Source organism: Campylobacter concisus, assembly GCF_902460715.1.
GTDB lineage: Bacteria > Campylobacterota > Campylobacteria > Campylobacterales > Campylobacteraceae > Campylobacter_A > Campylobacter_A concisus_AK.
On sequence record NZ_CABPUX010000001.1, the window covers coordinates 861,041 to 887,064 of the forward strand.

Consider the following 26,024-nt stretch of genomic DNA (forward strand, 5'->3'; position numbering starts at 1 on the left):
TTACTAGAATTTTGCGCTTTGGTATAGTTGTATAATCGCATTCAAATAAGATTTTTAAAGATTTTGTGACGCCAAATTTAGCGTCACAAATCTAAATTTATTTTTTCTTTTTGCCTTTTGGCTCGTCGCCTTTAAACCAGCTTTTTATCTTATCAAAGACGCTCTCATCGGTGCTTGACTTGCCTGAAACTATGCCAAAGCTAGCTTGAAGCTTGTTTAAAAGCTCTCTTTGTTCGTCGCTTAGTTTATCAGGTGTTTGGATAGAAATTTGAGCTACAAGTCTGCCTTTTTTGCGTGAATTTACGCCCTTGATACCCTCATTTTCAAAGATAAATTGCTGCTTATCTTTCGCGCCAACTGGCAGTTTTAGCTCGGTTTCACCGCGAAGTGTTGGGATCTTTATGCTCTCGCCAAGAACGGCTTGGGTGAAAAAGACTGGAATTTCTATATAAACATCGTCATTGTGGCGGATGAAGTGCTTGTCCTCTTTTACATTTATGCTCACGTAAAGATCGCCTTGAACGCCGTTTGCACCGATGTTGCCTTTGCCAGCGACCCTCATCCTCATGCCACTATCAACGCCCTCTGGGATCGTGATCTTGACGCTTTGTTTCTGGATTTTATAGGCTTTTGCGTTGCAATCAGGACATGGCTCGCTTATCACTTCGCCAGATCCGTGGCAGTATGGGCACTCTTGAACGATATTCATAAAGCCATTTCCACGTGTGATCCTGCCGCTTCCGCCGCAGTGCTGGCAAGTTTTGTTTTTGCCGTCTTTGCTGCCTGTTGCGTTGCATGTTGGGCAAGGCACTTTTTGATCAAATTTGATCTCTTTTTCGCAGCCAAAAACAGCTTCATTAAACTCTAAATTTATAGGAATTTCAAGATCTGCTGAGTATTTTTCGCTTCGCCTCTTTCTCTGTCTAGAGCCACCGCCAAAACCGCCACCAAAAAACGAGTCAAAAATGTCTGAAAGGTCAAAATCAGCGCTAAAGCCACCGCCACTGCCAAACCTACCCTCAAGCCCTTCTTTGCCGTATCTGTCGTATATTGAGCGCTTTTGCTCATCGCTTAAGACCTGATAGGCTTCGTTTATCTGTTTAAATTTCTGCTCAGCCTCTTTGTCGCCAGCGTTTCTGTCTGGGTGGTATTTTAAAGCGAGCTTTCTAAAGGCTTTTTTTATCTCGTCGCCACTTGCATTTCTTGAAATTTCAAGGATCTCGTAATAATCAAACTCCACATTTTTCCTTGTTTATTAAGCTTATTTTAAATGTGAGATTTTATCCAAAAAAGTTTAAATTTAAAAAAAAATTTACATTTTTGCCGTATAATCTCTACTATTTTTCAATGAAAAGGATGATTTATGATTAACGTTTTAATGATAGAAGACGATCCAGAATTTGCACAAATTTTATCTGAATATCTTGATAGTTTTAATATAAAAGTGACTAACTTTGAAGATCCATATCTTGGACTAAGTGCCGGCATAAAAAACTATGACCTGCTCATACTTGACCTTACTTTGCCAGGCATAGACGGGCTTGAGGTTTGCAAAGAAATTCGCCAAAAATACGACATCCCTATCATCATAAGCTCAGCACGCAGTGACATCAGCGATAAGGTAGTTGGACTTCAGCTTGGAGCGGATGATTATTTGCCAAAACCATACGATCCAAAAGAGATGTATGCTCGTATCACAAGTCTTATTAGAAGATATAAAAAGACAAATGAAGTGCAAGAGGAGGTCGTTGATAGCGCATTTAGGATAGACGACAAGCGCCATGAAATTTACTTTAATAATGAAGCCCTTGCGCTTACACCAGCTGAGTATGAAATTTTAACCTATCTCATCAAACAGCATAGCTTTTCAGTATCTCGCGAGCAGCTAGTTTATAACTGCAAGAGCCTAAAAGACAAGGACTCAAAGAGCTTAGATGTCATCATCGGACGCCTTAGAACAAAGATCGGCGACAGCTCAAAAGCGCCAAAACATATTTTTTCAGTTAGAGGCATAGGATATAAGCTTATCGGATGAAATACTCCATAACCACCAAGATAACTATCATCTTTGCCATCGCTTTCTCGCTGATGTGCTTGCTCTTTGTGACATTTGCAAACATTCAGCAAGAAAGTGCGCTTGAGAAGCTAAAAGACAAGCAAATAAGCGCTATGAACTACCTTGTGGCGCTTTACGAGCGTGGCAATCCTCCAAGAGATTTGGAGCACTACTTTAAAAATTTCAACCTAGAATATGTCGGCAACAAAAATTTAGCCACCTCTGTTACTACAAGCGGAAACGCCATTTTTACGCAGCACACGCCTCTTGGCATGATGCAGTCTGTTAATTACAAAGGCGATTTGTATCTGCTCATCAAAAATCCATCTTTTCAGCTGCTACTTGAGAGTAACGACGCAAGACACGTAAATGACCCGCTTTGGGTAGCATTTTTGATCATTTCGGCTCTGCTCATATCGCTTTATGTCTCGGTGCTTAGAAGCCTTTTACCGCTTAGAAGACTTAGTAAAGATATCAGAAAATTTGCCAGCGGAAACATGGAGATGGCGATGACTGCTAGGCTAAATGAAAACGAGCAAGATGAGATCGGGCAGGTCGCAGTTGAATTTGACAACGCCGTTTGCAAGATCAGGGAGTTAATTCGCTCAAGGCAGCTATTTTTACGTGCGATCATGCATGAGCTAAAGACGCCTATTGGTAAAGGTAGGATCGTCTCTGAGATGGTCGCAAACGACACTCAAAAGATGAGGCTCATAAACGTTTTTGAACGCCTCGAGATGCTTATAAATGAATTTAGCAAAGTCGAGCAGCTTCTTTCAAAAAGCTACGCGCTAAACTATCAAGAGTGCCATTTTTCGCTCATTTTAGAGCAGGTGCAAGACATGCTCATGCTTGATAAATTTGAAGAGCGAGTGAGCTGTGATATTAGGGACGACGTCATATTAAGAGTGGATTTTCAGCTTTTTAGTTTGGCGATTAAAAATTTGATAGACAATGCCCTAAAATACGCAGAGGACAAGAAAGCCATTTTGATCTGCGATAGCGAATTTATAGCGGTTAAAAATTTAGGCAAAAAGCTAAATCACCCTATCGACTACTACAAACAAGCCTTTGTGAGAGGCGACAAGGTGAGTGCTGGAAGTGGCATGGGGCTTGGACTTTACATCATCGAGCAAATTTGCCAGATGCAAAAATTTGAGCTTGCTTACGACTACGAGGATGGCTATCACGTCTTTAAAATTTTACTTCGAGCAAAGGCAAAACGCGCATGAAAAGGGGCTTAGAGAAATTTAACGAGCTAACTGAGTCTTTTGCTAAGCTACCAGGTGTCGGTAAAAAATCAGCCGCGAGATTTGCCTACTTTGTCTGCATGCAAGATAGTTTTGCAGGGCTAAGGCTCGCGCAAAATATCGAAGACGCGGTAAGGTTTATCAAGCGTTGTGAGCGTTGCGGTGGGCTAAGCGAAAATGAAATTTGCGACATTTGCAGTGACGAGAGCAGGGACAGCGAGGTCATCTTGCTAGTTGAGAGCCCAAAAGATATCTTGGTTTTTGAACAAAATGGCATTTATAATGGCCTTTACTTCGTGCTTGACGAGATCGACGAGGACGCCATAGAGAGGCTAAGAAGTGCGATCAAGCAAAATGGCTCAAAAGAGGTCGTCTTTGCCTTTACGCCGGGGCTAAATTCAGACGCGCTCATGCTTTACGTCGAGGATAAGCTTGGCATGAGTGAAATTTCATTTAGCAAGATCGCTCAAGGCGTGCCAACTGGTGTAAATTTAGAAAATGTCGATATGCTCTCACTCTTAAAAGCCTACGAGAGCCGCACAAAAGCCTAATTAAAATTTCTTTTAGTTATAATCTCACCTAAATTTATAATATTTAGTCCGCGCAATTGCCACTAAATTTAAAAGGATAGAGATTGATTTTACTTATAGATAACTACGATAGTTTTGTCTTCAACGTCGAGCAGTACGTAAAGGAGCTCACAAACGAAGAGGTTAGATGCGTTAGAAACGACAAGATAACGCTTGAAGAGATCAAAAAACTAAACCCAAGTAAGATCATCCTAAGCCCAGGACCAAAGCACCCAAAAGATAGCGGAGTTTGTTTAGAAATTTTAAAAGCAGACCTTGGCGTGCCGGTGCTTGGCATCTGCCTTGGACACCAAGCCATAGGGCTTAGTTTTGGTGCAAAGATAAAAAGACTAGACGACCCACTTCACGGCAAGACCTCATTTATCGACGTGAAAAATAAAGAGCCACTATTTGCAGGGCTGCCTGATCGTTTTGAAGTTATGCGCTACCACTCGCTTTATGTCGATGAGCTCCCAGCTAGCTTAAGCGCTGATGCGGTGAGTGATGATGGCGTGGTTATGGCGCTTAGCGTAAAAGATAAGCCGATCTTTGGCATCCAGTTTCACCCTGAGAGCTACTTCACGCAATACGGCAAAAAGATCGTTGAAAATTTTGTAAATTACAAGGCTAAAGATGAGGCTAAAGAGCCAAAAATCCGCTCACTTAAGCCATATCTTATCAAGCTTCAAGAAAACATCCCGCTTGATGATAGCGACTTTGAGCAAATTTGCGAGATAATAGCCAGCAAAGAGTACGAGATCGTGCAGCTTTCAGCCCTTTTAGTGCTAATTAGCGAAAAGAGCCTTTACCCAAAAAGCCTTGCTGCACTTGCGAAAAATATCCTAAAATACTCGCAAACCTACCGCGATGATACGCCTATGATCGATCTTTGCGGTACTGGCGGCGATGGCTTTAAGACGATAAATATCTCAACTACAGTGGCATTTATCCTTGCAAGCCTTGGCATAAAGGTCGCAAAGCACGGTAACAAGGCAGTTTCAAGCAAGTCTGGCAGCTCTGATGTGCTTGAAATTTTAGGCGTAAAAAGTGAAAAATCACTGGCAAAACAGCGTGAAAATTTAGCTAGTAAAAATTTAGCCTTTTTCCACGCACCATTTTTCCATCCGCTAGTTGGTGAGGTGAGAGAAGTGCGCCAAAGACTTGGCATAAGAACCGTTTTTAACGTGCTTGGACCGCTTTTAAATCCAAATTTAAACCTTACAAATCAGCTAGTTGGCGTCTATCATAAGCCTGTCCTAAAACTCTACGCCCAGACGCTTAAGATCCTTGGCAGAAAGCACGCTTTGGTCGTTCGCGGCGATGACGGGCTTGATGAGATCACGCTTTGCAGTGAAACAAGCGTTGTGGAGCTAAAAAATGGCGAAATTTTTGAATACAGCATCACGCCAGAGCAATTTGGCTTTAAAAGAGCGCTTCACAGTGACATAGAGGGTGGCACACCTGAAGAAAACGCTAAAACCTTGATACGCACGCTAAAAGGCGAGGAGCAGGGGGCGAAATTTGACATCGTGGTCTTTAACGCGATGTTTGCACTTTACGCAGCTGATGGCGCAAAGAGCCCAGACGAGGCCAAAAAAATGGTTTTAGAGGCTATAAATTCTGGTAAGGCGTATAAATTTTTTGAAGAGTTTATAAAGGCTGGGGCTAATGGCGCTAGTTAAAATTTGTGGCATCAAAACGCTAGATGAGGCGAGTGCGGTTTGCGCTTTGGATGTTGATTTTATCGGGCTGATATTTGCCAAAAGCAAAAGAAAGGTCGAGCCAAATTTAGCTAGGCAGATAGCCAAATTTGCTCACAGCAAGGGCAAAAAAGTAGTTGGTGTTTTTGCTTTGCAAAGTGATTGCGAGATAATGGAAATTTGCCAGTTTGCTGGTCTTGACGTGGCTCAGGTGCATGGAGCGATCAGTGAAAATTTGCATGCAAATTTAAAAGATATGGGGCTTGAGATTTGGCAGGTTTTTAGCGTGAAAGATAGCTTGCCAGAGGTTGATTTTAAGCATTTTGACATGGTGCTTTTTGACTGCAAGGGCGAAAATGCTGGCGGAAATGGCACTAGCTTTGAGTGGGAAATTTTAAAAGAGGTTAAATTTAAATTTGGCATGGCTGGGGGTATAGGCGAGCACAATATAAAAGAAGCGCTGAAATTTAGGCCATATCTAGTCGATATCAACTCCAAAGTCGAAGACGAAAATGGCATAAAAGATGCGCAAAAGATAGAGAGAATTTTAAAGATCATAGGTGAGGTAGAAGATGAATAGTAAGGCGTATTTTGGAAAATTTGGCGGGCAGTTCGTGCCTGAGACTGTGATGTTTGCCCTTGATGAGCTAGAAAATGCTTATGAGAGCATCGCAAAGACAAAAGAGTTTAAAGACGAGCTTGATGATCTTTTGAAAAACTACGTTGGTAGGCCTAGTCCGCTCTTTTTTGCAAAGCGCTTAAGCGAGCACTACGGACATGAAATTTACCTCAAGCGTGAGGATCTAAACCACACTGGTGCGCATAAGATAAATAACGCTCTTGCTCAAGCACTGCTTGCTAAAAAAATGGGTAAAAAGAAAATTTTAGCTGAGACTGGAGCTGGTCAGCACGGCGTGGCAACAGCGACTGCAGCGGCACTTTTGGGCTTAGAGTGTGACGTATATATGGGCGCAACAGACGTGGCTAGACAGCAGCTAAATGCCTTTCGTATGCAGCTTCTTGGTGCAAAGGTGGTGAGCGTAGAAGACGGGCTAAAAACACTAAAAGAGGCGACCACAGCGGCCATACAAGCGTGGGTAAATGAGATAGAGAGCGCGTTTTATGTCATTGGCTCAGCCGTTGGCCCACACCCATATCCAAAGATCGTGCGTGACTTTCAAAGCGTGATCGGCACAGAGGCCAAAGCTCAGCTTGCAGACTACGGCAAAAAGGCTGATTACGTCATCGCTTGCGTTGGTGGCGGCAGCAATGCTATTGGCATTTTTAGTGCGTTTTTGGACGATGAGAGCGTAAATTTAGTAGGTATCGAGGCTGGCGGCCTTGGCATAGATACGCCTTATCACGCAGCTACGCTTAGCAAAGGCAAAACCGGCATCATCCACGGCATGAAAACGACGGTCTTGCAAGATGAATACGGCATGATCTCGCCAGTGCATAGCATCTCAGCAGGCCTAGACTACCCAGGCATAGGTCCAGAGCACGCCCATCTAAACGACATCAAAAGGGTAAGATACGAAGCCGTGACCGACGATGAGTGCATAAATGCCTTGTATTTTCTAAGCAAGATGGAGGGCATCATCCCAGCCATCGAGAGCGCGCATGCGGTGGCGTATCTGGAGAAGCTTTGCCCAAAACTCGATAAAAAAAGCGTCATCGTCGTAAATATCTCAGGCAGGGGCGATAAGGACATAAACACAGTCATCGGCTACGAAAAAGGAAAAATTTATGGATAAGGTAAGAAGCGCATTTAACGGCAAAAAGGCAAATATCGGCTACATCGTGGCTGGTTATCCAAGCTTAGAAAAAACGAAGGAATTTTTAGAAAATTTAGATGAAAGCACGCTTGATCTGCTTGAGATCGGCATCCCGTACTCTGACCCGCTGGCTGATGGCAAACTCATCGCGCAAGCTAGCTTTGAGACAGCTCAAAGTGGCGTAAATACCGACGTTGTCTTTGACATGCTTGAGGGCTGCAAGGCAAAAGTGACAAAGCCACTTGTTTTTCTGGTTTATTACAACATCATTTTTGCTTATGGCGTTGATAAATTTCTAAAAAGATCACGTGAAGCCGGAGTTAGCGGCTTTATCGTGCCGGATCTGCCTTGTGAGGAGTGCGAGGAGTTTGCTCTAAAATGCAAGGAGCTAAATTTATGCCTTGTGCCACTTATAAGTGTCACCTCTGGGGGCAGGGCGGATGAGATATTAAAATTTGGCTCAGGATTTATCTACGTGCTAGGTGCTATCGGCGTTAGCGGTTCAAAAAGAGCTGATGAAGATAGGATAAAAAATTTAGTCCTAGAGCTTAAGAAAAAGAGCGATCTGCCAGTGGCTGTGGGCTTTGGCATCAAAAATAAAGATGATGTTAGCGAAGTGAAAAAATATGCTGACGCTGCGATCATAGGCACGCAAATAGTCAAGCTTTGTGCTAAATTTAGCGCAAAGGAGCTAGTTAAAGAGGTCGATAAACTCTTTTAAAATGCTTAATAAATTTATAGCTAATTTAGTAAAGCCAAAGTATAATTAACGCGCATTTCAAGTCTTAAGGAAGAGATATGAGAAAAGTTATAGATGAAGCCACAAGCTATCTTTGCAAGGATACTTTGGGGCTCGATTTAGAGTTTGGTAAGAGCCTTGGTAAAGGATTTTACGGGGCTAGCATACCAGTTTATAAGGGTAAAAGCGAGTATCAGTTTTATCTATTTTTTAAAAAAGATACTTTGAAAATTTTTATGAATGCCTTTTTTGGTCACGAAGATGTTGATGGTGGCGATCTGGACGATCTTTGCAAAGAGATAGCTAATCAGATCATCGGCAAGGCTAAAAATCTGCTAAATGAAAAAGAGCCAAATGCTTATAAACTCGGAACGCCTGAGTTTTTGGGCGAGGTTGAGAATTTTGGCATAAAGCTAAAAGAGAAATTTATATATAAGATAAAAAATAGAACATTTCAAATAGGCTACAAGATACAATGAACGACGAAGGTGCGATAGAGACACTAGAACAGCTAGGGCTTTTTAAGAGCTATGATGAGCTTATGGATATAAGCGTTGATTTTATAGCTGAGCTAGGAACTACCACAGTTAGCATAAATGAGCTTTTGAAATTTGAAGCTGGCTCGGTCATAGACCTCGAAAAACCAGCTGGCGAGAGCGTGGAGCTATATATAAATAATAGAATTTTTGGAAAAGGCGAAGTAATGGTTTATGAGAAAAATTTAGCCATCAGGATAAATGAAATTTTGGACTCAAAGTCAGTTATTCAGTACTTCAAAAAAGAACTTTTATGAAATTTATACTATTTTTTCTGCTTTTTGCTACGCAGATCTTTGCCTCAAACTTGCTAACATACAACATCTATGAGCGCACCGACAGGGTCGATATCATGCTTAGCTTTGATGCGCCGTATGAGGGCAACATCTTTCAAAAGCGTGAAAAAGATACGACCTCTTTGATACTAAATTCTCTAAGCTACGATCAAAGCGCGAGCAAGGACATAAACTCAAAGATCATTCAAGAGCTAGATATTGAGCCAAAGCAAAACTCTTTGGTCTTAAATTTGCGCTCAAACGATGCGATCATCGTAAATGCTTCAAAGACAACTGACAGCTTCGGGCTTCGCATCCGCGTAACACTAAAAAACACAAAAACGCAAGTGCAAAATATGCCTCAAGCAAGCGCAAAGATAGAAACCGCCAGCACGCCAAAGACAGAAAATGAACCTATGGTTAATATTGATTCGAGATACTTCATCGTCCTAAGTGTGCTCATTGCGCTTCTTATATTTTTATATGTTTTTAAAAGATATATTACTTCAAAAAGTAGTGACTTTAGTGGATTTAAAACGCCACAAAATCAACCACAAAACGACACAAAGTCGATGAACTGGTTACTAAAAAACCAAAATAGCGGTGTCAATATCATCTACGAAAAATATCTTGACCGCACAAATAAGCTAATGCTTCTAAGCTACGAAAATAGGCGCTATCTAGTGATAGTTGGCAGCTCAAACGTCATGCTTGATAGCTTTGGTGAGGACAAGATCCAAAATGAGCAGGACTTCGCTGTTTTCTTTGAAGAAAATAAGAAAAAACTTGGTTCATTTTTGCAAGAGCGTCAAAATAGCCTAAATAACTACAAAGACAAAATGAGTGGAGAATTTTAACTCCGCTTTTTGCACTACTAAATTTTTAAAGTTTTTGCATAAAGCGCATGCAGTGCGCATACACCATTGCATGCCACTTCTAACGTTGTCGGAGTTAGGGGATCGTTAAGGGGGAAGAGAGCTTCTTTGCTTCGTTAGCTCGCAACTGCAAGTAGACCGTAATTCAAGCCTATTCCCTCTTATTTTAAAATCCCACTCACTCGCAAGAATTGACTACTGATTTTAGGTCTCGCAAAGCTTGCCACTAAAATCAGAGCCGAAATTACTCGTTCATGAAATTTTAAAATTTACTTGACGATGACTAGATAAAGAAATTTTCGCCATGGTTTTTAAATGCATGTAGTGCTTTAGCACTGAAGCATGCAACCTTGAACGTGCGATGGGATTGGGGGATTTAAAAGGGGGGGATAAGGGGACGGCCTCGTAACTCGAGTCCCCTTGTCTCCCTTTTGGATAAAAAGAAATTTACAAACTTAGTCAAGCTGTCTTTGCAAATTTTAAAATTCCATTCACTCGCAAGAATTGACTACTAAAATTTGGCTTCGCTTGCCGCTTAGCTCAAATTTTAGAGCCGAAATTACTCGCTCATGGAATTTTAAAATTTGTTTGACACACTAAAAACATGGCACTTTGACGCTGCTGCATACTTTGAACGTGTGCGGTACTTGATTGATAAAAAGAAGTTGGTAGGTGGATGGACTTCGTATCTGCCTTGCGAGCCTATTAAGCAAAATATAAGCCTTTACCACCCCCTATTTTTAGAAAATAAATTTATAAATTTGACCGCTAACTTTTTGATCTACACAAACGAAATGGCAAAAATTTCAGGTTTTGCGATCTTTTTTATCTCTTCTTTTGCCATTGCAAATTCTTTTGCACCCTCTATTTTTAGTGTGTGACCGCTAAACTCAAAGCTTAAATTTAGCTTCTCACAGGTTATATCAAGTGCCTTGGCTAGCGCAAGGATGAAGCTTAGCCACCTTACACATTCAGCCTTTGGTAATAAATTTTTATACTTTTCAAACTCATAAATATTTTTCTTGCCATTTGTGCCGATGACTGCGGCTATTAGTGCCTTTTTCTCGTGTGAAAAGCCGTAGTTTAGGGCATTTAGGACGATGTAGGCTGAGTTTTTGTGATCGCCGTAAAAGCCTATCTCTTGACCGACGTTGTGGAGCTTTGCAGCAATTAGCAGCGTCTCAAGATAGCTCTCATTTAGCCCATGAAGCTTTTTAAGCGCCACAAAAATATCCTTTGCGTATCTTGCCACGGCTTTGTTGCAAGAGAGGATGAAGCGATCTTGTAGGCTTTTGACGCTTGGGTTAAAATTTTCTGGAAATTTAAGACTTGGACGCAAAAAATCTTTTAAAAAGACGCCCTCTCTTACGCCAACGCCACTTGTGATGACATTTTTGGCATTTAGCGCCTTGGCAAGAGCTAAAAATATATGTGCGCCCTCTCTGATGGTATCGTATCTATCCTTTTTTATAGGAAATTTATTTAGTTCAAGCACGCTAACGTTTGCGATGCTCTCGATGTAGGCTTGCTCGTCGTTAAGCTTGTAGCAAAAGCCATGCAGCGATGAGAGCGGATATAAATTTTTGCTCATTATGGCCGATGAGATCGCTCTTAAAGAGCCGCCGATCGCTATTAAATTTGGACACTTAAATTGCTCATCTATCTGCGCTGTGATCTGCGACAGAAATTTTGGTAGTTTGTTTAAATTTTTCTTATCAAAAAATAGCTCTTTTAGCCTAACCGTGCCTATATCAAGCGAGAGGACATCGACTATCTTGCCGTTACTTATCCTAGCAAGCTCGGTCGAGCCTCCGCCGATATCGATAGTGACGCACTCGGCTAGATTGTGAAGCAAATTTTTAGCCGCTATCGCTCCAAAAGTAGCCTCCTCTTTGCCGTCAATTACTTTTAAATTTATGCCAAGTTTTTTTCTTAAAAGCGAGATCAAAACGCCTGAGTTTGGAGCATCTCTAAGCGCTGAAGTGCCAACACATAGGACTTTGGAGCATTTGTAACTTTTTATGATGTTGTCAAATTCGCTAAAAGCTTTGATCGCTTTTTGCATTGAAGCTTCTGAAATTTCGTTGTTTGAGCCGTATCCACCTTCGCCTAGTCGCACTTTGGTTTTGTATTCGGCTAGTATAAAAAATGCTAAGCGTGATGTGCGCTCAAATATCGCCATGCGCATAGAATTTGAGCCAAGATCGATCACTGCGGTTCTCTTTGCCATTTTTTATCCTTTTAAATTTAAAACGAGGCTTGCAACTGCTCCGTTTGCGTTCTCTCTATTTTTGATAGATATCTCAGCGCCAAGTGCCTGTGCTGCGCCCTTTGCGAGAAATAGTCCAAGTCCAGCACCACCTTTGTTGCCGTATCTTTTAAATGGAGCAAACAAGTCCTTGCTCTCGTCTATGCCCACGCCTTCGTCGGCAACCTCGATGATAAATTTGCTCTTTTCAAGCCTTGAGCTAATCGTAATCGTGCTATTTTTTGGAGAAAATTTGATAGCATTTTGGACGAAATTTTGCACTATGTGAGTTAGCAGGCTGGTTTGGATATTTAGGTTTAAAATTTCAGGTTTTAGATCGAGTGTGAGATTTTTTTCTTCACCTTTTGCGAGCACCTCGTAGTTTTTGCCTAGTTTTTTCAAAAATGCGATCACGTCGGTATTTACTGGCTCTTCAAACTGCGCGCCCTCTTGACGACCTATCTCAAGGACAGAGCCTATCATAGCGTTCATGCCGTTGATCGCTTCGTTATTTGATTTTAGCGCTTCTATGTATTTTTCGCTCTCGCGTGGTTTTAAAAGCGTAACTTCGTTTTTGGTTTTCATGACGGCAAGTGGAGTTTTTAGCTCGTGTGCAACGCCTACAAAGAGCTCTTTTTGGTATAAAACGAAAGTTTGTATGCGAGAGATCAGCCTATTTATGCTATTACCAAGTGGCAAAAACTCGTCTGGCAAGCTTTTGATATCGATCTCTTTTAGAAATTTCTCATCTAAATTTGTAAGCTTGTGACTTAAAATTTTTATAGGTATTAAAAGCATTCTTGATAAAAATAGTGCGTAAAATAGCACCAAAAGTATCGCTGTGACGTTTACGATTATAATATCTATAAAAATTTCTTCGACTATCTGGCTTTGAAGCGTCGTCTCTTTTTCTAGGACTAAGTAGCTACTGTCATCTAGCCTTGTTGTTAGAGTGGTTATGCTCTTATCTTTTATCTTTTGCATCACAAGGTAGGGTTTTTCGCCTTTAAGCTCACCTGCTTTTACTGTGGCTAGAGTTTTGTTTGGGATTTCTATAGTAAAAGTTTTTAGATTGTTAGGATTGAAATTTTGTGGATTGTTTTTGTAAGCTGTGGCTTGCTGGTTTAACTCACTAACTACGCTTTGAAAAACGGTGACTCTTATGTAGTGATAGAGCATCACCGAAACAACGGCAATTAGCATCATCGCACCAGATGCTAATTGCAGTATAAATCTATTTCTTAAGCTTTTTTGGGAAAGCAAAATCTATATCCGCGTCTTCTAACAGTTTCTATTGTCGAAATATTTAGTGGTTTGTCCATTTTTTGGCGGATTTGGTTGATAGCAACCTCGATAACGTTTGGAGTTACGAGCTCTGGCTCTTCCCAGATAGCGTCAAGTAGTTGCTCTTTAGATACGATTTGATCCGAGTGTCTTGCAAGGTGAGTAAGCACTTCAAATGGCTTGCCTTTTAGCTCGATGTCGCGGCCAAGATAAGTGATCTTCTCTTCGTCAGGGTTGATGATAAGCTCGTCTATCTTGATGATATTTGTACCGCCAAAGCGTAGTCTAGCCTCTAGTCTAGCTACTAAAATGTCAAAATCAAATGGTTTTTTGATGTAGTCATCAGCGCCAGCTCTAAGCGCTTTTATCTCGCTCTCTTTGTCGTCTTTTGCAGAAAGAACTACGACTGAGGTGCGTGGAGATTTATGTTTTATGATGTTTATAAGATCAACGCCGTCACCATCTTGAAGCATCCAGTCAGTTAAAACTAAGTCGTAGTTTCTGATGCCGATGTAGTACTCAGCGTCTTTGAAATTTTCAGAGCTATCTGTCTGATAGCCAAACTCTTGCAACCCCTCAGCAATCGTCTTATTTAGCGTTACTTCGTCTTCTACTATTAAAATACGCATTTCTTTTCCTTAAACTAAAATTTATGGTCGATTGTATCATAAATTAAGAAATATTTCAAGATACTTTAATAAATTTTTAAAAAACAGTGCTGATTTTTGCACCGACAATTGCATTTGGTAAAATCTCGGTTTTTAAAATCTCCATATCTAAGCTAGTAAGCGAGCTAAACCTCTCTTTTAGCGCTTTGCAGGTTGCTTCTAGCGACTCTTCTACGCTTTGAAATTTCATCTCATTGTAAAAGTCTTTTATAAAATCCGCCACCAAAACATAATCAATCAAGCTAGTCGAGCGAAATTCTAAGCTTACTTTTACCTCTTGCTTTGCAACTCGCTCAAAGTCAAACATCCCGATAACGGTTTGAAATTTATAATCCTTAATGATCGTTGTTATTTCACTTTTCATACGACTTTTTGCTCCTTGCCTGAAAGCAGGCGAACGATATTTGGTATGTGTTTATAAACTACCAAAAATGCGATGATAAGTATCGGTGCGTGAGTGTAAATTTCATCAAGCTCTGGGTGGATGATAAAGCTTGATGCGATGAGAGCTATCAGCGCACAAAGTGATGCTAGAGAGCTTATCTTTAAAAATTTACCAACCAAAAACCAAACGACAAGAGCGATGATGATTTCAACTGGTAAGAAAAATGCGAGCACACCAGCTCCGGTTGCCACGCCTTTGCCACCTTGAAAGCCTAAAAATATAGAAAAACAATGCCCCACAACGCTTAAAACTGCCATCGTCCAAAGCACGCTTTGGCTAGCTCCAAGAGATGAGGCTACGATAAGTGGCAAAACGCCCTTTAACACGTCACAAACTACGGTTAAAATGGCTAGTTTTTTGGCGAGTTTTGGGTTAGTTTGCTTTAAAACTCTTAAAACATTTGTCGCGCCTATGCTTTTGCTGCCCTCTTTTTTTATATCAACATGTCCGAAAATTTTTGCTAATATGAGCCCTGATGGGATGCTGCCAAGCAGGTAGCTAACGGCATAAAGTATTAAATTTTGCATATTTTACCTTTTAAATTTAAAGAGAAATGATATTAAAAAAATACTAATTTTTTTATAAATCATCTCCACAAAAGCACGATTTTTTCGTCGTAGATGTCGCTTTTCTTTGGCGAAATTTGCGTTTCGTTTATCGCGATGTTTTTGACATCGTTCGCCTCTTTTAGCGCGTCGCACTCTTGTGCAAATTTCTCTTCGAGCTCGCTTATGGCTAAGCTTATATCATTTACGCTTTGCTCACTAAGCTTGACATCGCTTCGCTCTTTTAAGACCTTGTTTGCGCTTCTTGCACTTGAGGCGATCTTGCCCGCGTTTTGGCGAGATAAGAGCTTGTTGCCAAATATCGCACCAAATATGCTTGCGCCTATATTTATGGCTGCGTCAAGGCCGCTTGCTGTCATATCTTTTTGCTCTTTGTCAAGCTTTGCAAGGGCTTTGTTTAGCTTATCTTGCAAGTTCTTTTGCTCTTTTTCAAATTTAGCCGTGAGCTTTGCGGTTTGCTCCTCTAAAATTTCATTGCACTTATCCTGAAGCCTTATAAAAAACTCCTCTTTTGACTCGTTTTCTTTTGAGTAAATTCCCATCGCCTCAAAGGTGTTAAATTTGAAATTTCTATATAAAAACTCTTTAAAATCTTTCTCTAAAGCGTCAAAATTTTTAGCACTCGTTATGAAATTTGGCACAGCTGCAAAGCTTGCACCGCTTGGTTCATTTTCGCTCGCATCAACGTGCATGCCTTCGCTAGCCTCACTCCAGTTTGGCTCTTTGTCGTTTTCACTAAGCTCGTAAAGATAGCTCACCTCACAAATGCTGTCTATGCCTTTTTTGGCATCATAAATTCTCACCTTTGCGCTTGCAAGTAAATTTGGCGTGAGGCTTTTTGAGTTAGCATAAAGCTGCGTGATCGCACTTGAGATGATAGGCTTTGCGCTAAATTTCATCTCGCTTTTATCCACGCTTTGACTGTTTAAATTCTCTTTTTTATCTTTCATTAAATTTGAAATTTGCTCGCGGCTTAGCGGGCCTTTTAGATAGCTAAGTGCCCAGCGCGTGGAGATGACGTTTAGGTCATCTTCGTTTATATTTTTGAGTAAGAAATTTCTTTTGGCTAAATTTGATATGAGATTTTCAAGTGAGGCTTTGTCTAAGCTTGAGCCTGCGATGCCACTTAGCCCGTCGATCACGCGGGCTTTATCCTGCGCTGTTTGGAGGCGGCCGATAAACCAAGTGCCGATATTACTAAGGCCTTTGTAGTCAAGATCGACTGGGTTTTGCGTGCTTAAGACGCAGCCTAAACCAAATGCACGGGCTTGTTTTAAAAGCGTGAGCATAGGTGTTTTTGACGGAGGGTTTGCGTTTGGTGGGAAGAAGCCAAAAATTTCATCCATATATAGGATCGCTCTAAGTGAGCTAGTGCCCTCTGTGCCGCGCATCCACGCGATGATCTCGTTTAGTAAAAGGGTGACAAAAAACATCCTTTCAGCGTCATTTAGGTGCGAGATCGTAAAGATATTGCACTTTGCTTTGCCATTTTCGTCAAAAAGCATCTTTGAAATTTCTAGTCTAACGCCCTGTGTCCAGCCCTTAAAGCTTGGGCTTGCGATGAGCGCGTTTATCTTCATGGCAAGCTTTAGGCGCTCACTGCTTGGATAGAAGGTATCCACGTCAAAAACGCCTATCTTTTTAAACGGCGGATTTGCTATGAAATTTATAAGCTCTTCGATGCTGACGTCTTTTTGCTCTTTAAATTTAGTCTCAAATATAGTGGAGATAAGCAGCTGCTCTTTTGAGCTCATATCCTCTGAACTCATGCCAATAAGCGATAGCACCGACGCTGCGAGTGAGTTTATATAGTTGCTAAAAATTTCTTCGTCACTAATATTTGGGCAGGCAAAGTCGCTAAGTAGCGCCACACCTATGCCAGCTGAGCTTTTTGGCGTGTAGATATTAAAGCTAGCGCTATCTTTTAAAATTTTTACGCGCTCAAGGTCTTGAAAGCTCGACTCTATGCCGTTTCTCCAAAGCTCGGCCTGAGCGGCAGCAAATTCCTCTACGCTTTGACCTTTATTTGCCGCTTCTGCTTCATCGACATAAGGTAAAAAATCCTCCACTCTCATCTGCGGAAAGGTGAGGGCTAAATTTGTGATATCGCCCTTTGGATCGATGATGATAGAGGGGATGTTGTCTATGCAGGCCTCTTCTAAAAGCGTGATACCAAGGCCTGTTTTGCCACTACCTGTCATACCGATAATTGCCGCGTGGGTGGTTAGGTCTTTGTTTTTGTAAAAAAATGGCTCTTTATCTTTTAGTCCGATGTAAAAAAGTTTTAAATTTTCTTGTATGGTTTTCACTAATTGCCTTATTCGTATAAATTTATGCGTGAGCGAAGCTCGTCAAGTGTCTCTTTGACGCGCTTTTGTGTGAAGTCTTTTATCGTTTTGTCATCATCAACTATCTGCATGCAGTATCTGATGTAGCCCTTGTATGCTAGCTCGGTGACTAGCCTTAGTTTCAAAGAGACGTTTTTTACTTCATCTGGTGAGAGCATGATGTCAAAATTTGCCTCCAACTCTTCGCCGTCTTTAAAATTTGTAGCTTGTGAGCTTAGTATGCTCATGCCACCCTCTGAGATGTCATAAAGGCTACCAACAAGCTCGCCTTGCTCTCCTTTTAGAGAAATTTTGGTAAAGCGGTTTGGCAAGACACGCTGGAATTTTCTCTTGTTTGCATGCATGGTCGCTGTGCGTGAGAAATTTGAAAGGGTGACGCTTTTATCGGCGATATTGTAGTCGATGATGTCGGCGCGAAGTTGCTTTGAGAAGAAGCTGTTTGGCAGGATAAAGCCCTTGCCATCTTGCTTCATGGCTAAAATTTGCATCATATCTACGCGAAAAACGACACTATCTTCTTTAACCTCTAAAATTTCGGCTTCGTATTTTATATTTAGTCCGTCATATAAATTTAAAAACTCAGGGCGGACTTTGGCATTTTTCATGCGTGTAAATGTGTTGATCGGATCTTCATAAAAAAATGAGCCAGTATCGATCATCGTTTTTACCGTGGCTTCTTGGTGATCCTGCGTGTTATATAAAATTTCTTTCATCCTTGAGACGGCATTTACAAAATAGCCCACATATACTGCATCGTCGCAGGTGTGACTAAAATTTAGTGTCAAATTTAAGAGTAAGAAATTTACTAGCTCGTCTTTTGCGTTTAGTTTTGGTATTAGGCTGTTTAAGTCGTCGCGAATTTGTGTGGCATTTGGCTTTTGGATGAGTAGCGCATCAAAGATACTCTCAAGGCAAATTTTCATCTGCTCGTGTGGCACTACAAGGGTTAGTTGTCTGCAAAATTTGATGCCCTCATCTATAAATTTAGCTCTTAAACCAAGTATGCAATCCTCGCAATTTTCGACAAGTTCTTGCCTGCCCTTAAACTCCATGGGGTCTCCAAAAAAAGGTTATTTATTAAAACATCGCTATCATATATAAAGTTATATTAAAAAAATATTTAAATTTGTGTAGAGAGGAAATTTCTAGGCAAAGCTGCCTAGAAATTTGAATAATTATAGTTTACTTTCGTTGTGTGAAAGGTAGTCAGCAACACCTTCGGTGCTTGGTTTCATACCAGCGTCACCTTTGTGCCAGCCAGCTGGGCAAACTTCGCCGTGCTCGTTTGTAAATAGCATAGTATCTACCATTCTGATCATCTCGTCGATGTTTCTGCCAAGTGGTAGGTCGTTTATAACTGCGTGGCGAACTGTGCCATCTTTGTCAAGTAGGAATGATCCGCGAAGTGCTACGCCAGCGTCTTCTAGAAGTACGTCAAAGCCGCGAGCGATTGATTTTGTCATGTCAGCTACGATCGGGAAGCGAACTTTGCCGATACCGCCTTTATTTACTGGAGTCTCTTTCCATGCGAAGTGTGAGAACTGGTTGTCGCAAGAAACTGCGATAACTTCGATACCGCGTGACTTAAACTCGTCATATCTTTTATCAAACGCGATGATCTCGCTTGGGCAAACGAATGTAAAGTCCATTGGGTAGAAGAAGACAACAGCGCCCTTTTCGCCGATATTTTTGTAAAGGTTGAAATCATTTACGATTTGATTGTTTCCTAAAACTGCTGCAGCTGTAAAGTCAGGTGCTTTTTTTGTTACTAACATATTTTCTCCTTAATAATAAATTTTATTGATTGCGAAATTATATCCATAAAAATTTAAATTCTAATTAAATAGATCTAGAAATTTAAAACATTGTAATTTTAATATGCATTTGAAAATGAATGGAAATTTTTAAAAATTTATAGAAGATGTTGTAGAAAATTTATTAAATTTAGAGTTTTGGGTATAGAAGCGGTTAATTACAGATCGCTAAAATTTCTACCGCCAAATTTTAGTATCGCCGAACCCCAAGTAAAGCCACCACCAAATGCATCAAGAAGCAAAACAGAGCCGTTTTTGATGCGTTCATCCTCGTAAGCATCATTTATCGCCATTGGGATCGAAGCAGAGCTTGTGTTGCCATATTTTGCAACCGTCAAAACGCACTGCTCGTCAGTGAAATTTAGCCTATTTTTTACGGCGTCTATTATCCTGATATTTGCTTGATGAGGTATGAAAAAGTCGATATCTTCGCTTTGCATTTTATTTTCGTGTAAAATTTCTATCACACTTTTACTAAGCGTTTGAACCGCTATTTTAAAGACCTCATTTCCGCTCATGTGGATGAAATTTAGTCTATTTTTTAGCGTCTCATCGCTAGCTGGAAATGCACTGCCACATCCTGGAGTTATCAAAAGCTCAGCCTGTCTACCATCGCTTGCAGTGTGGATGTCGATGATCTCGTTTTCTTTGCTAGCACTTATCACAGCAGCACCAGCTCCGTCACCAAAAAGTATGCAGGTACTTCTATCTGTGTAGTCGATTATCGAGCTTAGTTTTTCAGCTCCTATGATCAAAACATTTTTTTTAGCACCACTTACGATAAGAGAATTTGCAAGCTCTAAAAGATAGATAAAACCTGTGCAAGCCGCACTTATATCAAAAGCTGTAATTCCAAAATTTAAATCCAAATTTGCAGCTATCTTGCATGCAGTTGAAGGCATGCAAAGATGATCTGGAGATATCGTAGCGCAGATTACCGCATCGATTTGTGATTTTTCAAGACCTGAGCGTTTTATAGCTAGCTCGGCAGCTTTTGTGCCAAGGTCGCTTGTTATCTCGGTTGTTGCGATGTGCCTTTGCTCTATACCAGTTCGCTTCACTATCCACTCATCGCTCGTATCGACCATTTTTTCAAAATCAAAATTTGTTAAAATTTTTTCTGGAACATATGACGCAATGGAGATCAATGAAGCTTTTGGCATATTTTACCTTGCAAAGTGTGAAAGTTCTTCTTCTATAACTTTATTTATATTCGAGTTAGCAAATTTAATTGCTTGAAAGATTGCATTTTTTATAGCTTTTGAGTTGCTTTTGCCGTGGCTTATGATGACGCAGCCATTTACGCCAAGAAGCGGAGCGCCGCCGTACTCATCGTAGCTGACTTGTTTTTTTAGAGTTTTAAAGACTTTTCTCATAAGCACTGATCCAGCCATAGCAAGAGGTGATTTTTTGACTTGCTTTTTGATGATCTTGCCTATGGCATCAGCAACGCCTTCGCTCGTTTTTAGTAGGATATTTCCCATAAAACCGTCACAAACCATGACATCAATGCTGCCATCAAAAATTTGATTGCCCTCTGCATTACCAACGAAGCTATCAAGCCTAGAAACTAGTTTAAAAGCCTCTTTGCTGACTTCATTGCCTTTGCTCTCTTCTTCGCCATTTGACAAAAGACCCACTTTTGGCTCTTTTCTGCCTAAAATTTCTTTTGCATAGGCTTCACCCATTATAGCAAATTGAAATAAGTGTTCACTTCTGCAATCAACATTTGCACCAACGTCCAAAACCAAAGTAGCTGTCTCTTTTGAATTAGGCATAAGTGTAGCAATTGCTGGACGAGATACATTTTTTAATCTACCAACTCTTAACGTAGCTAAACTCATAGTAGCACCGCTGTGACCAGCAGAAACGACAGCATCGACTTCTTTTTCTTTTAAAAGCTCAACAGCTTTGTAAATCGTGCTATCTTTTCTTTTTAGCGCGTCTGTTGCTCCGTCAGCCATAGAGATGACTTCAGTAGCTTCTATAAATTCTATATTTTTTAAATAGGGTTGTGGGATGAGTGGTTTTATGGCATTGCTATCGCCAACTAATACAGCTTTAAATTCTGTCTCTTTTAGTGCTTCAATAACGCCAGATATTATAGGATCTGCACCAAAATCACCACCCATAGCATCAATAGCAATGCGAATCATATTTTAGTATTCACCTGTTGTTTTGTTTATGCGGTGAGGCATTTTCCAAGAACCATCTTTGTCTTTTACAGGCACTGGAAGTGTAACTTTGTAATGTGTTCTACGTTTTGCTGCACGAGAATGACTCACTCTTCGCTTTGGTACTGCCATTTTACTCTCCTTTATAAATTTTTACATTTTTCACAATAAAAATAATCGCTCTTAAAAGCTTCTAGCTCACTTTCAAAAACTTCTTTTAAATCAATATTGCCATCAAAAAATTCAACCGTATCGCTAAGCTCGTTTTCTCTATCTTTATAGACACCATCACTTAAATTTAGCTCTACGTTTTGGTCGATAGGCAACATAAATTCATCACCACATCGATCACAAATATATTTTATCTTACCCTTTATGGTGCCTTGACATTTTACCAAAAAAGGGTCTTTTCTTTTTAAAATTCCACTAAAAACTAGATCATTGTTTCTTACTAGCTCAAAGTTTATCTCTTTGTTTGCTATTTTAGAAAACGGAATAATCAAATTTTAGTCCAAAATTAGCAAATTTCTCTTGAAGCAAAGAAGAAATTTATCTCATTTACAGCGTTTTCTAGGCTGTCGCTTCCGTGAACTGCGTTTGCGTCAATGCTATCAGCAAAATCAGCTCTAATTGTGCCAGGAGCTGCTTCTTTTGGGTTGGTTGCACCCATTAGCTCGCGGTTTTTTGCAACTGCATTTTCGCCCTCTAAAACCATAACCACAACTGGTCCGCTTACCATAAAATCAACTAGATCGTTGAAGAAAGGTCTATCTTTATGAACTGCATAAAATGCTTTTGCATCGCATTTGCTAAGTTTGATTTTCTTTGCAGCTGCGATTCTTAAGCCATTGCTTTCAAATCTATCTATAATCTTTCCAACAACATTTTTCTTAACAGCGTCAGGCTTAATAATAGAAAGTGTTCTTTGCATAAATTTTCCTTAAAATTTAGGTTATTTAAATGAAGTTGGCAATTATATCAAATAAAGCTTAAAAATAAAATAGGCTCAAATTTGAGCCTAAATTTTGTAAATTTATTGGATAACTGGAGTGCTGCCAGTGCGAGCGTCAGCACCGATTTGATCACGTGAAGGTTGTCCTGCTACTACGGCATCCCAAACGATGCAACCATCAGTTGGACAGGCGGATGCACAGGCTGGCTCGTCGTTGTAACCTACGCACTCAACGCATTTGTTTGAATAAACATAGTATGTATCTGCTCCAGTTGGGTTGTCGCTATCATCAACAATAGCTGAAACTGGGCACTCATCTATGCATGAGCCACAGCTTATGCATATATCGGTTATTTTTACAGACATTTTTTCTCCTTAAATAAAATTTTGGCGTAGAATATCAAAAAAAACTGAAAATGATATAAATATACTCTTAAATTTTCATAGCGCGCTTAATTTCTCTAAACTACTTTATAAAGTTTTTATCACTTTTAGACTAAATTTACAGATTAAAATTTTAAAAAGGTCGTATAAATTTAATGAATGATACTATAAAAATAACTGGTGCAAGAGAACACAATCTTAAAAATTTAAACCTTGAAATTCCTAAAAACAAACTAGTAGTTTTTACCGGTCTTAGCGGCAGTGGCAAGAGCACGCTAGCCTTTGACACGCTCTATGCTGAGGGACAGCGCAGGTATATGGAGAGCCTTAGTAGCTATGCTAGGCAGTTTTTAGACCGCGTGGGCAAGCCTGACGTCGATAAGATCGAGGGCCTAACGCCTGCAATCGCGATCGATCAAAAGACAACTTCAAAAAATCCTCGCTCAACGGTTGGCACAATTACTGAAATTTATGATTATCTAAGGCTTTTATACGCAAGGGTTGGCGTGCAGCACTGCCATAAATGCGGCAAACCTATCTCAAAAATGAGTGCGAGCGACATCATAAATGAAATTTCAAAGCTCCCACTTGGCGCAAAAGTGATCATCTATGCGCCGCTAGTTCGTGAGAAAAAGGGAACATGGGCGGATCTGATCGAAAATTTACGCCAAAAAGGCTTTGTAAGGGCGCAGATAGATGGCGTGGTGGTGAGGCTTGATGAGGAGATCGAGCTCGCAAAAACGAAAAAACACACGATAAAGGTCATCGTTGATAGGATCGCTATCGATGAGCAAAATCACGAACGCCTTGCAAGTGACGTCGAAAAGGCGCTAAATGAGAGCTTTGGTGAGGTTGAGATAGAGATAGCAAACGCTGACGAGCTTGGCTTAAAAGAGAGTTTTATACATTACAGCGAGCACATGGCTTGTTTTGACTGCAAAATTTCATTTACGCCGCTTGAGCCGCTAAGCTTTAGCTTCAACTCACCAAAGGGTGCCTGCGAGCACTGCGACGGACTTGGCATAAGATACAGCCTAGATATGAGCAAGATCATTGATGAGGAAAAGTCGATAGAAAACGGCGCTATCAAGCTACTTTACGGCTACAACATGAGCTATTACTATAAATTTTTACTTGCTTTTTGTGAGCAAAATGGCATCGATATCAAAAAGCCATATTATGAGCTTAGCGAAGATGAAAAGAGGCTCGTTTTATACGGCAACGTGAAGGAGGTTTCGTTTTTTTGGAAGAGAAACAAACTGCTTAGAAAATTTGATGGCGTGGTTAAAATTTCACACGGGCTTTTGAAGGATTATAAGGACTTTGACGAGTATATGAGTGAGAAAATTTGTGACGCTTGTAATGGTCACAGGCTAAAACCTCAAAGTCTAGCGGTAAAGGTCGATGGCCTTGGGCTTGGTGAAATTTTAGATATGAGCATAGAAAACTGCACCGCATTTTTCTCAAATGAGAAAAATTTTGCATATCTTAGCGACTACGACAAGGCGATCGCAAAGCCTATCTTAAAAGAGATCAACGAAAGGCTTTTCTTTTTGTATGACGTGGGGCTTGGCTACTTGTCGCTTGGTCGTGATGCTAGGACGATCAGCGGTGGCGAGGCACAGCGCATCAGGATCGCAAGCCAGATAGGAAGTGGGCTAAGTGGCGTCATGTATGTGCTTGATGAGCCAAGCATCGGCCTTCATGAGCGTGATACGTTAAAACTCATAAAAACACTTAGAAATTTACAAGCTAAAGGCAACTCTGTAATCGTCGTCGAGCATGATAAAAAGACGATAGAGGAGGCTGACTATATCGTAGATATAGGCCCTGGAGCTGGTAAATTTGGCGGTAGCGTGGTCTTTGCAGGCACGGCAAAAGAGCTTTTAAGCTCAGACACTCAGACTGCACAATACATAAATGGCAAGAAAAAGATCGACTATCAAAAAAATAGAAAGGCTGAGAAGTGGCTTGAAATTTCAAATGTAAATATCAACAATATCTCAAATTTAACCGCTAAATTTCCGCTTAGAAACCTTGTGGGTATCACTGGCGTTTCAGGATCTGGCAAGAGCTCGCTAGTGCTTCAGACCTTGCTCCCAGAGGCGCAGGAGCAGCTAAATAGAGCTAAAAAAGTGAAAAAAATAGCTGGGGTAAATTTAAACGGACTTGAGAATTTAGACAAGGTCATATACCTCGATCAAAGCCCGATTGGCCGCACTCCACGCTCAAATCCAGCGACTTACACTGGCGTGATGGATGAGATAAGAAATTTGTTTGCGCAGACTAAAGAGGCCAAGCTTAGAGGCTATAAAATAGGGCGCTTTAGCTTCAACGTCAAAGGTGGGCGCTGCGAGAAGTGTCAAGGCGAGGGTGAGATCACGATCGAGATGCACTTTTTACCTGATATAAACGTGGTTTGTGACGTTTGTAATGGCGCTAGATATAACGCTCAGACCTTGGAAATTTTATATAAAGGCAAAAACATCGCCGAGGTGCTAAATATGAGCATAGATGAGGCGGTTGAGTTTTTTAAGGCTGTGCCAAAGATCGCTTCAAAGCTCACCACGCTACAAGACGTGGGGCTTGGCTATATCACGCTTGGTCAAAACGCAGTCACACTTAGTGGCGGCGAGGCGCAGCGCGTAAAGCTAGCAAAAGAGCTTAGTAGAAGCGACACTGGAAATACGCTTTACATCCTTGATGAGCCAACGACGGGACTTCATTTTGCCGATGTAGATAGGCTAGTAAAGGTGCTAAATCACCTAGTCGATCTTGGAAATTCAGTCTTTGTGATCGAGCATAATATGGACGTTATCAAAAACTGCGACTATATCGTAGATATGGGGCCAGAAGGCGGCGCAAAAGGCGGTAAAGTGATAGCTTGTGGCAGCGTTAAAGATGTAGCTAAAAATTACAAAAAAACTGGCAGCTACACAGGGGAATTTCTAGCGCAAGAACTTGCTTTATTAAAAGCGAAATAAAATAAATTTATATGGTTTGGTGTTTGTCTAAAATGCCAAGCTATATATAATAAGTAAGATAAATTAAATTTGTTAAATTTTAAGTGGATTTAAAAAGAGAAGGGGCGAACGCCCCTGGGGTTATGCAGCTGGATAAACAGATACTTTTTTTCTGTTTTTATCAAGTCTTTCAAATTTTACAAAGCCATCAACTAATGCAAAAATAGTGTGATCTTTGCCAAGACCTACGTTGTTTCCAGCGTGAGTTGCTGTTCCTCTTTGGCGGATGATTATATTTCCAGCACGAACGAACTCGCCACCAAATTTCTTAACACCTAATCGGCGTCCGATACTATCACGGTTATTTTGGGTTGAACCTTGACCTTTTTTGTGTGCCATATCT

The 26,024-nt window shown here is 40.7% G+C and carries 27 protein-coding genes; 11 read left to right on the forward strand and 16 right to left on the reverse strand.

What is annotated here, in order from left to right:
• Positions 1-97: 97 nt before the first annotated feature.
• Positions 98-1,240 (reverse strand): molecular chaperone DnaJ, encoded by a 1,143-nt coding sequence (dnaJ, locus tag F3G91_RS04230; RefSeq protein WP_149700806.1) that lies wholly within the window; start codon positions 1,238-1,240, stop codon positions 98-100.
• 123 nt (positions 1,241-1,363) lie between these two features.
• On the opposite strand from dnaJ, the gene F3G91_RS04235 reads away from it, so the two are divergent.
• The 10 genes from F3G91_RS04235 to F3G91_RS04280 all read left to right on the forward strand — a co-directional run bounded on the left by F3G91_RS04235 (position 1,364) and on the right by F3G91_RS04280 (position 9,757).
• Positions 1,364-2,035: a response regulator transcription factor gene (locus F3G91_RS04235; protein ID WP_009294394.1), complete on the forward strand. Its 672-nt coding sequence runs from the start codon at positions 1,364-1,366 to the stop codon at positions 2,033-2,035.
• Positions 2,032-3,288: an ArsS family sensor histidine kinase gene (locus F3G91_RS04240; protein WP_021086841.1), complete on the forward strand. Its 1,257-nt coding sequence runs from the start codon at positions 2,032-2,034 to the stop codon at positions 3,286-3,288. Before F3G91_RS04235 ends, F3G91_RS04240 begins: the two co-directional genes overlap by 4 nt.
• Positions 3,285-3,857 carry a recombination mediator RecR gene (gene recR, locus F3G91_RS04245; protein WP_009294391.1) on the forward strand — a complete coding sequence of 191 codons (573 nt, stop codon included), beginning with the start codon at positions 3,285-3,287 and terminating at the stop codon, positions 3,855-3,857. Before F3G91_RS04240 ends, recR begins: the two co-directional genes overlap by 4 nt.
• 83 nt (positions 3,858-3,940) lie before the next feature.
• A complete protein-coding gene (gene trpD / locus F3G91_RS04250; RefSeq protein WP_149700807.1) occupies positions 3,941-5,557 on the forward strand; it encodes an anthranilate phosphoribosyltransferase in 1,617 nt (538 codons plus the stop codon).
• Positions 5,544-6,155 carry a phosphoribosylanthranilate isomerase gene (locus F3G91_RS04255; RefSeq protein WP_149700808.1) on the forward strand — a complete coding sequence of 204 codons (612 nt, stop codon included), beginning with the start codon at positions 5,544-5,546 and terminating at the stop codon, positions 6,153-6,155. The genes trpD and F3G91_RS04255 overlap by 14 nt, the downstream gene beginning before the upstream one ends.
• Positions 6,148-7,329 carry a tryptophan synthase subunit beta gene (gene trpB, locus F3G91_RS04260; RefSeq protein ID WP_103612001.1) on the forward strand — a complete coding sequence of 394 codons (1,182 nt, stop codon included), beginning with the start codon at positions 6,148-6,150 and terminating at the stop codon, positions 7,327-7,329. The genes F3G91_RS04255 and trpB overlap by 8 nt, the downstream gene beginning before the upstream one ends.
• Complete coding sequence (gene trpA / locus F3G91_RS04265; RefSeq protein ID WP_021086085.1) at positions 7,322-8,071, forward strand: tryptophan synthase subunit alpha; 750 nt, start codon at positions 7,322-7,324, stop codon at positions 8,069-8,071. The genes trpB and trpA overlap by 8 nt, the downstream gene beginning before the upstream one ends.
• A gap of 77 nt (positions 8,072-8,148) precedes the next feature.
• Complete coding sequence (locus F3G91_RS04270; RefSeq protein ID WP_002942548.1) at positions 8,149-8,568, forward strand: chemotaxis protein CheX; 420 nt, start codon at positions 8,149-8,151, stop codon at positions 8,566-8,568.
• Positions 8,565-8,882 carry a flagellar motor switch protein FliN gene (gene fliN / locus F3G91_RS04275; RefSeq protein WP_002942551.1) on the forward strand — a complete coding sequence of 106 codons (318 nt, stop codon included), beginning with the start codon at positions 8,565-8,567 and terminating at the stop codon, positions 8,880-8,882. The genes F3G91_RS04270 and fliN overlap by 4 nt, the downstream gene beginning before the upstream one ends.
• Positions 8,879-9,757 carry an excinuclease ABC subunit A gene (locus tag F3G91_RS04280; protein ID WP_103640035.1) on the forward strand — a complete coding sequence of 293 codons (879 nt, stop codon included), beginning with the start codon at positions 8,879-8,881 and terminating at the stop codon, positions 9,755-9,757. The genes fliN and F3G91_RS04280 overlap by 4 nt, the downstream gene beginning before the upstream one ends.
• Before the next feature lie 799 nt (positions 9,758-10,556).
• On the opposite strand, the gene F3G91_RS04285 is transcribed toward F3G91_RS04280, so the two are convergent.
• From F3G91_RS04285 to F3G91_RS04350, 14 genes are all read right to left on the reverse strand, one after another.
• The gene (locus F3G91_RS04285; protein WP_149700809.1) at positions 10,557-12,005 is read right to left on the reverse strand and encodes a Ppx/GppA phosphatase family protein; all 1,449 of its coding nucleotides are present in this window, start codon (positions 12,003-12,005) and stop codon (positions 10,557-10,559) included.
• A gap of 3 nt (positions 12,006-12,008) precedes the next feature.
• Positions 12,009-13,226, reverse strand: coding sequence for a sensor histidine kinase (locus tag F3G91_RS04290; protein WP_188116800.1), 1,218 nt, complete (start codon positions 13,224-13,226; stop codon positions 12,009-12,011).
• Positions 13,227-13,264: 38 nt separating this feature from the next.
• Positions 13,265-13,936 carry a homeostatic response regulator transcription factor HsrA gene (gene hsrA, locus F3G91_RS04295; RefSeq protein ID WP_002942555.1) on the reverse strand — a complete coding sequence of 224 codons (672 nt, stop codon included), beginning with the start codon at positions 13,934-13,936 and terminating at the stop codon, positions 13,265-13,267.
• Positions 13,937-14,012: 76 nt separating this feature from the next.
• Positions 14,013-14,339: a dihydroneopterin aldolase gene (locus tag F3G91_RS04300; protein ID WP_103568336.1), complete on the reverse strand. Its 327-nt coding sequence runs from the start codon at positions 14,337-14,339 to the stop codon at positions 14,013-14,015.
• A complete protein-coding gene (gene plsY, locus F3G91_RS04305) occupies positions 14,336-14,947 on the reverse strand; it encodes a glycerol-3-phosphate 1-O-acyltransferase PlsY (RefSeq protein ID WP_149700810.1) in 612 nt (203 codons plus the stop codon). Before plsY ends, F3G91_RS04300 begins: the two co-directional genes overlap by 4 nt.
• A gap of 59 nt (positions 14,948-15,006) precedes the next feature.
• Complete coding sequence (locus tag F3G91_RS04310; protein WP_149700811.1) at positions 15,007-17,295, reverse strand: ATP-binding protein; 2,289 nt, start codon at positions 17,293-17,295, stop codon at positions 15,007-15,009.
• Positions 17,296-17,303: 8 nt separating this feature from the next.
• Positions 17,304-18,386, reverse strand: a complete 1,083-nt coding sequence (locus F3G91_RS04315; protein ID WP_103640032.1) for a PilZ domain-containing protein — start codon at positions 18,384-18,386, stop codon at positions 17,304-17,306.
• A 123-nt stretch (positions 18,387-18,509) separates the two neighbouring features.
• Entirely contained in the window at positions 18,510-19,109 is a 600-nt protein-coding gene (locus F3G91_RS04320; RefSeq protein ID WP_002942572.1) for a peroxiredoxin, read from the reverse strand.
• 197 nt (positions 19,110-19,306) lie between these two features.
• Positions 19,307-20,311: a beta-ketoacyl-ACP synthase III gene (locus F3G91_RS04325; protein ID WP_103640031.1), complete on the reverse strand. Its 1,005-nt coding sequence runs from the start codon at positions 20,309-20,311 to the stop codon at positions 19,307-19,309.
• Between the two features lie 3 nt (positions 20,312-20,314).
• On the reverse strand, positions 20,315-21,304 hold the full coding sequence (gene plsX, locus F3G91_RS04330; protein WP_009294377.1) for a phosphate acyltransferase PlsX: 990 nt from the start codon (positions 21,302-21,304) through the stop codon (positions 20,315-20,317).
• A gap of 3 nt (positions 21,305-21,307) precedes the next feature.
• Positions 21,308-21,454, reverse strand: a complete 147-nt coding sequence (gene rpmF / locus F3G91_RS04335) for a 50S ribosomal protein L32 (RefSeq protein WP_002942540.1) — start codon at positions 21,452-21,454, stop codon at positions 21,308-21,310.
• Between the two features lie 11 nt (positions 21,455-21,465).
• On the reverse strand, positions 21,466-21,825 hold the full coding sequence (locus tag F3G91_RS04340; RefSeq protein ID WP_103640030.1) for a DUF177 domain-containing protein: 360 nt from the start codon (positions 21,823-21,825) through the stop codon (positions 21,466-21,468).
• A 14-nt stretch (positions 21,826-21,839) separates the two neighbouring features.
• The gene (gene ndk / locus F3G91_RS04345) at positions 21,840-22,253 is read right to left on the reverse strand and encodes a nucleoside-diphosphate kinase (protein WP_002942517.1); all 414 of its coding nucleotides are present in this window, start codon (positions 22,251-22,253) and stop codon (positions 21,840-21,842) included.
• A 102-nt stretch (positions 22,254-22,355) separates the two neighbouring features.
• Positions 22,356-22,640, reverse strand: a complete 285-nt coding sequence (locus F3G91_RS04350) for an NADH-quinone oxidoreductase subunit I (RefSeq protein WP_002942606.1) — start codon at positions 22,638-22,640, stop codon at positions 22,356-22,358.
• Positions 22,641-22,813: 173 nt separating this feature from the next.
• Here F3G91_RS04350 and uvrA point away from each other — a divergent pair, with 173 nt between their 5' ends.
• Complete coding sequence (uvrA, locus tag F3G91_RS04355; protein ID WP_149700812.1) at positions 22,814-25,642, forward strand: excinuclease ABC subunit UvrA; 2,829 nt, start codon at positions 22,814-22,816, stop codon at positions 25,640-25,642.
• A 120-nt stretch (positions 25,643-25,762) separates the two neighbouring features.
• Here the strand turns inward: uvrA and rpmA are convergent, their stop codons facing one another.
• Positions 25,763-26,020, reverse strand: a complete 258-nt coding sequence (rpmA, locus tag F3G91_RS04360; RefSeq protein ID WP_002942569.1) for a 50S ribosomal protein L27 — start codon at positions 26,018-26,020, stop codon at positions 25,763-25,765.
• Positions 26,021-26,024 lie beyond the last annotated feature (4 nt).

Bases quoted from the DNA above. Each gene is read 5' to 3' on its own strand.
- F3G91_RS04235 (WP_009294394.1), top strand. From the start codon at position 1,364: ATGATTAACGTTTTAATGATAGAAGACGATCCAGAATTTGCACAAATT.
- F3G91_RS04240 (WP_021086841.1), top strand. From the start codon at position 2,032: ATGAAATACTCCATAACCACCAAGATAACTATCATCTTTGCCATCGCT.
- recR (WP_009294391.1), top strand. From the start codon at position 3,285: ATGAAAAGGGGCTTAGAGAAATTTAACGAGCTAACTGAGTCTTTTGCT.
- F3G91_RS04255 (WP_149700808.1), top strand. From the start codon at position 5,544: ATGGCGCTAGTTAAAATTTGTGGCATCAAAACGCTAGATGAGGCGAGT.
- trpB (WP_103612001.1), top strand. From the start codon at position 6,148: ATGAATAGTAAGGCGTATTTTGGAAAATTTGGCGGGCAGTTCGTGCCT.
- trpA (WP_021086085.1), top strand. From the start codon at position 7,322: ATGGATAAGGTAAGAAGCGCATTTAACGGCAAAAAGGCAAATATCGGC.
- F3G91_RS04270 (WP_002942548.1), top strand. From the start codon at position 8,149: ATGAGAAAAGTTATAGATGAAGCCACAAGCTATCTTTGCAAGGATACT.
- fliN (WP_002942551.1), top strand. From the start codon at position 8,565: ATGAACGACGAAGGTGCGATAGAGACACTAGAACAGCTAGGGCTTTTT.
- F3G91_RS04280 (WP_103640035.1), top strand. From the start codon at position 8,879: ATGAAATTTATACTATTTTTTCTGCTTTTTGCTACGCAGATCTTTGCC.
- F3G91_RS04285 (WP_149700809.1), bottom strand. From the start codon at position 12,005: ATGGCAAAGAGAACCGCAGTGATCGATCTTGGCTCAAATTCTATGCGC.
- F3G91_RS04290 (WP_188116800.1), bottom strand. From the start codon at position 13,226: ATGCTAATTGCCGTTGTTTCGGTGATGCTCTATCACTACATAAGAGTC.
- hsrA (WP_002942555.1), bottom strand. From the start codon at position 13,936: ATGCGTATTTTAATAGTAGAAGACGAAGTAACGCTAAATAAGACGATT.
- F3G91_RS04300 (WP_103568336.1), bottom strand. From the start codon at position 14,339: ATGAAAAGTGAAATAACAACGATCATTAAGGATTATAAATTTCAAACC.
- plsY (WP_149700810.1), bottom strand. From the start codon at position 14,947: ATGCAAAATTTAATACTTTATGCCGTTAGCTACCTGCTTGGCAGCATC.
- F3G91_RS04315 (WP_103640032.1), bottom strand. From the start codon at position 18,386: ATGGAGTTTAAGGGCAGGCAAGAACTTGTCGAAAATTGCGAGGATTGC.
- F3G91_RS04320 (WP_002942572.1), bottom strand. From the start codon at position 19,109: ATGTTAGTAACAAAAAAAGCACCTGACTTTACAGCTGCAGCAGTTTTA.
- F3G91_RS04325 (WP_103640031.1), bottom strand. From the start codon at position 20,311: ATGCCAAAAGCTTCATTGATCTCCATTGCGTCATATGTTCCAGAAAAA.
- plsX (WP_009294377.1), bottom strand. From the start codon at position 21,304: ATGATTCGCATTGCTATTGATGCTATGGGTGGTGATTTTGGTGCAGAT.
- rpmF (WP_002942540.1), bottom strand. From the start codon at position 21,454: ATGGCAGTACCAAAGCGAAGAGTGAGTCATTCTCGTGCAGCAAAACGT.
- ndk (WP_002942517.1), bottom strand. From the start codon at position 22,253: ATGCAAAGAACACTTTCTATTATTAAGCCTGACGCTGTTAAGAAAAAT.
- F3G91_RS04350 (WP_002942606.1), bottom strand. From the start codon at position 22,640: ATGTCTGTAAAAATAACCGATATATGCATAAGCTGTGGCTCATGCATA.
- uvrA (WP_149700812.1), top strand. From the start codon at position 22,814: ATGAATGATACTATAAAAATAACTGGTGCAAGAGAACACAATCTTAAA.
- rpmA (WP_002942569.1), bottom strand. From the start codon at position 26,020: ATGGCACACAAAAAAGGTCAAGGTTCAACCCAAAATAACCGTGATAGT.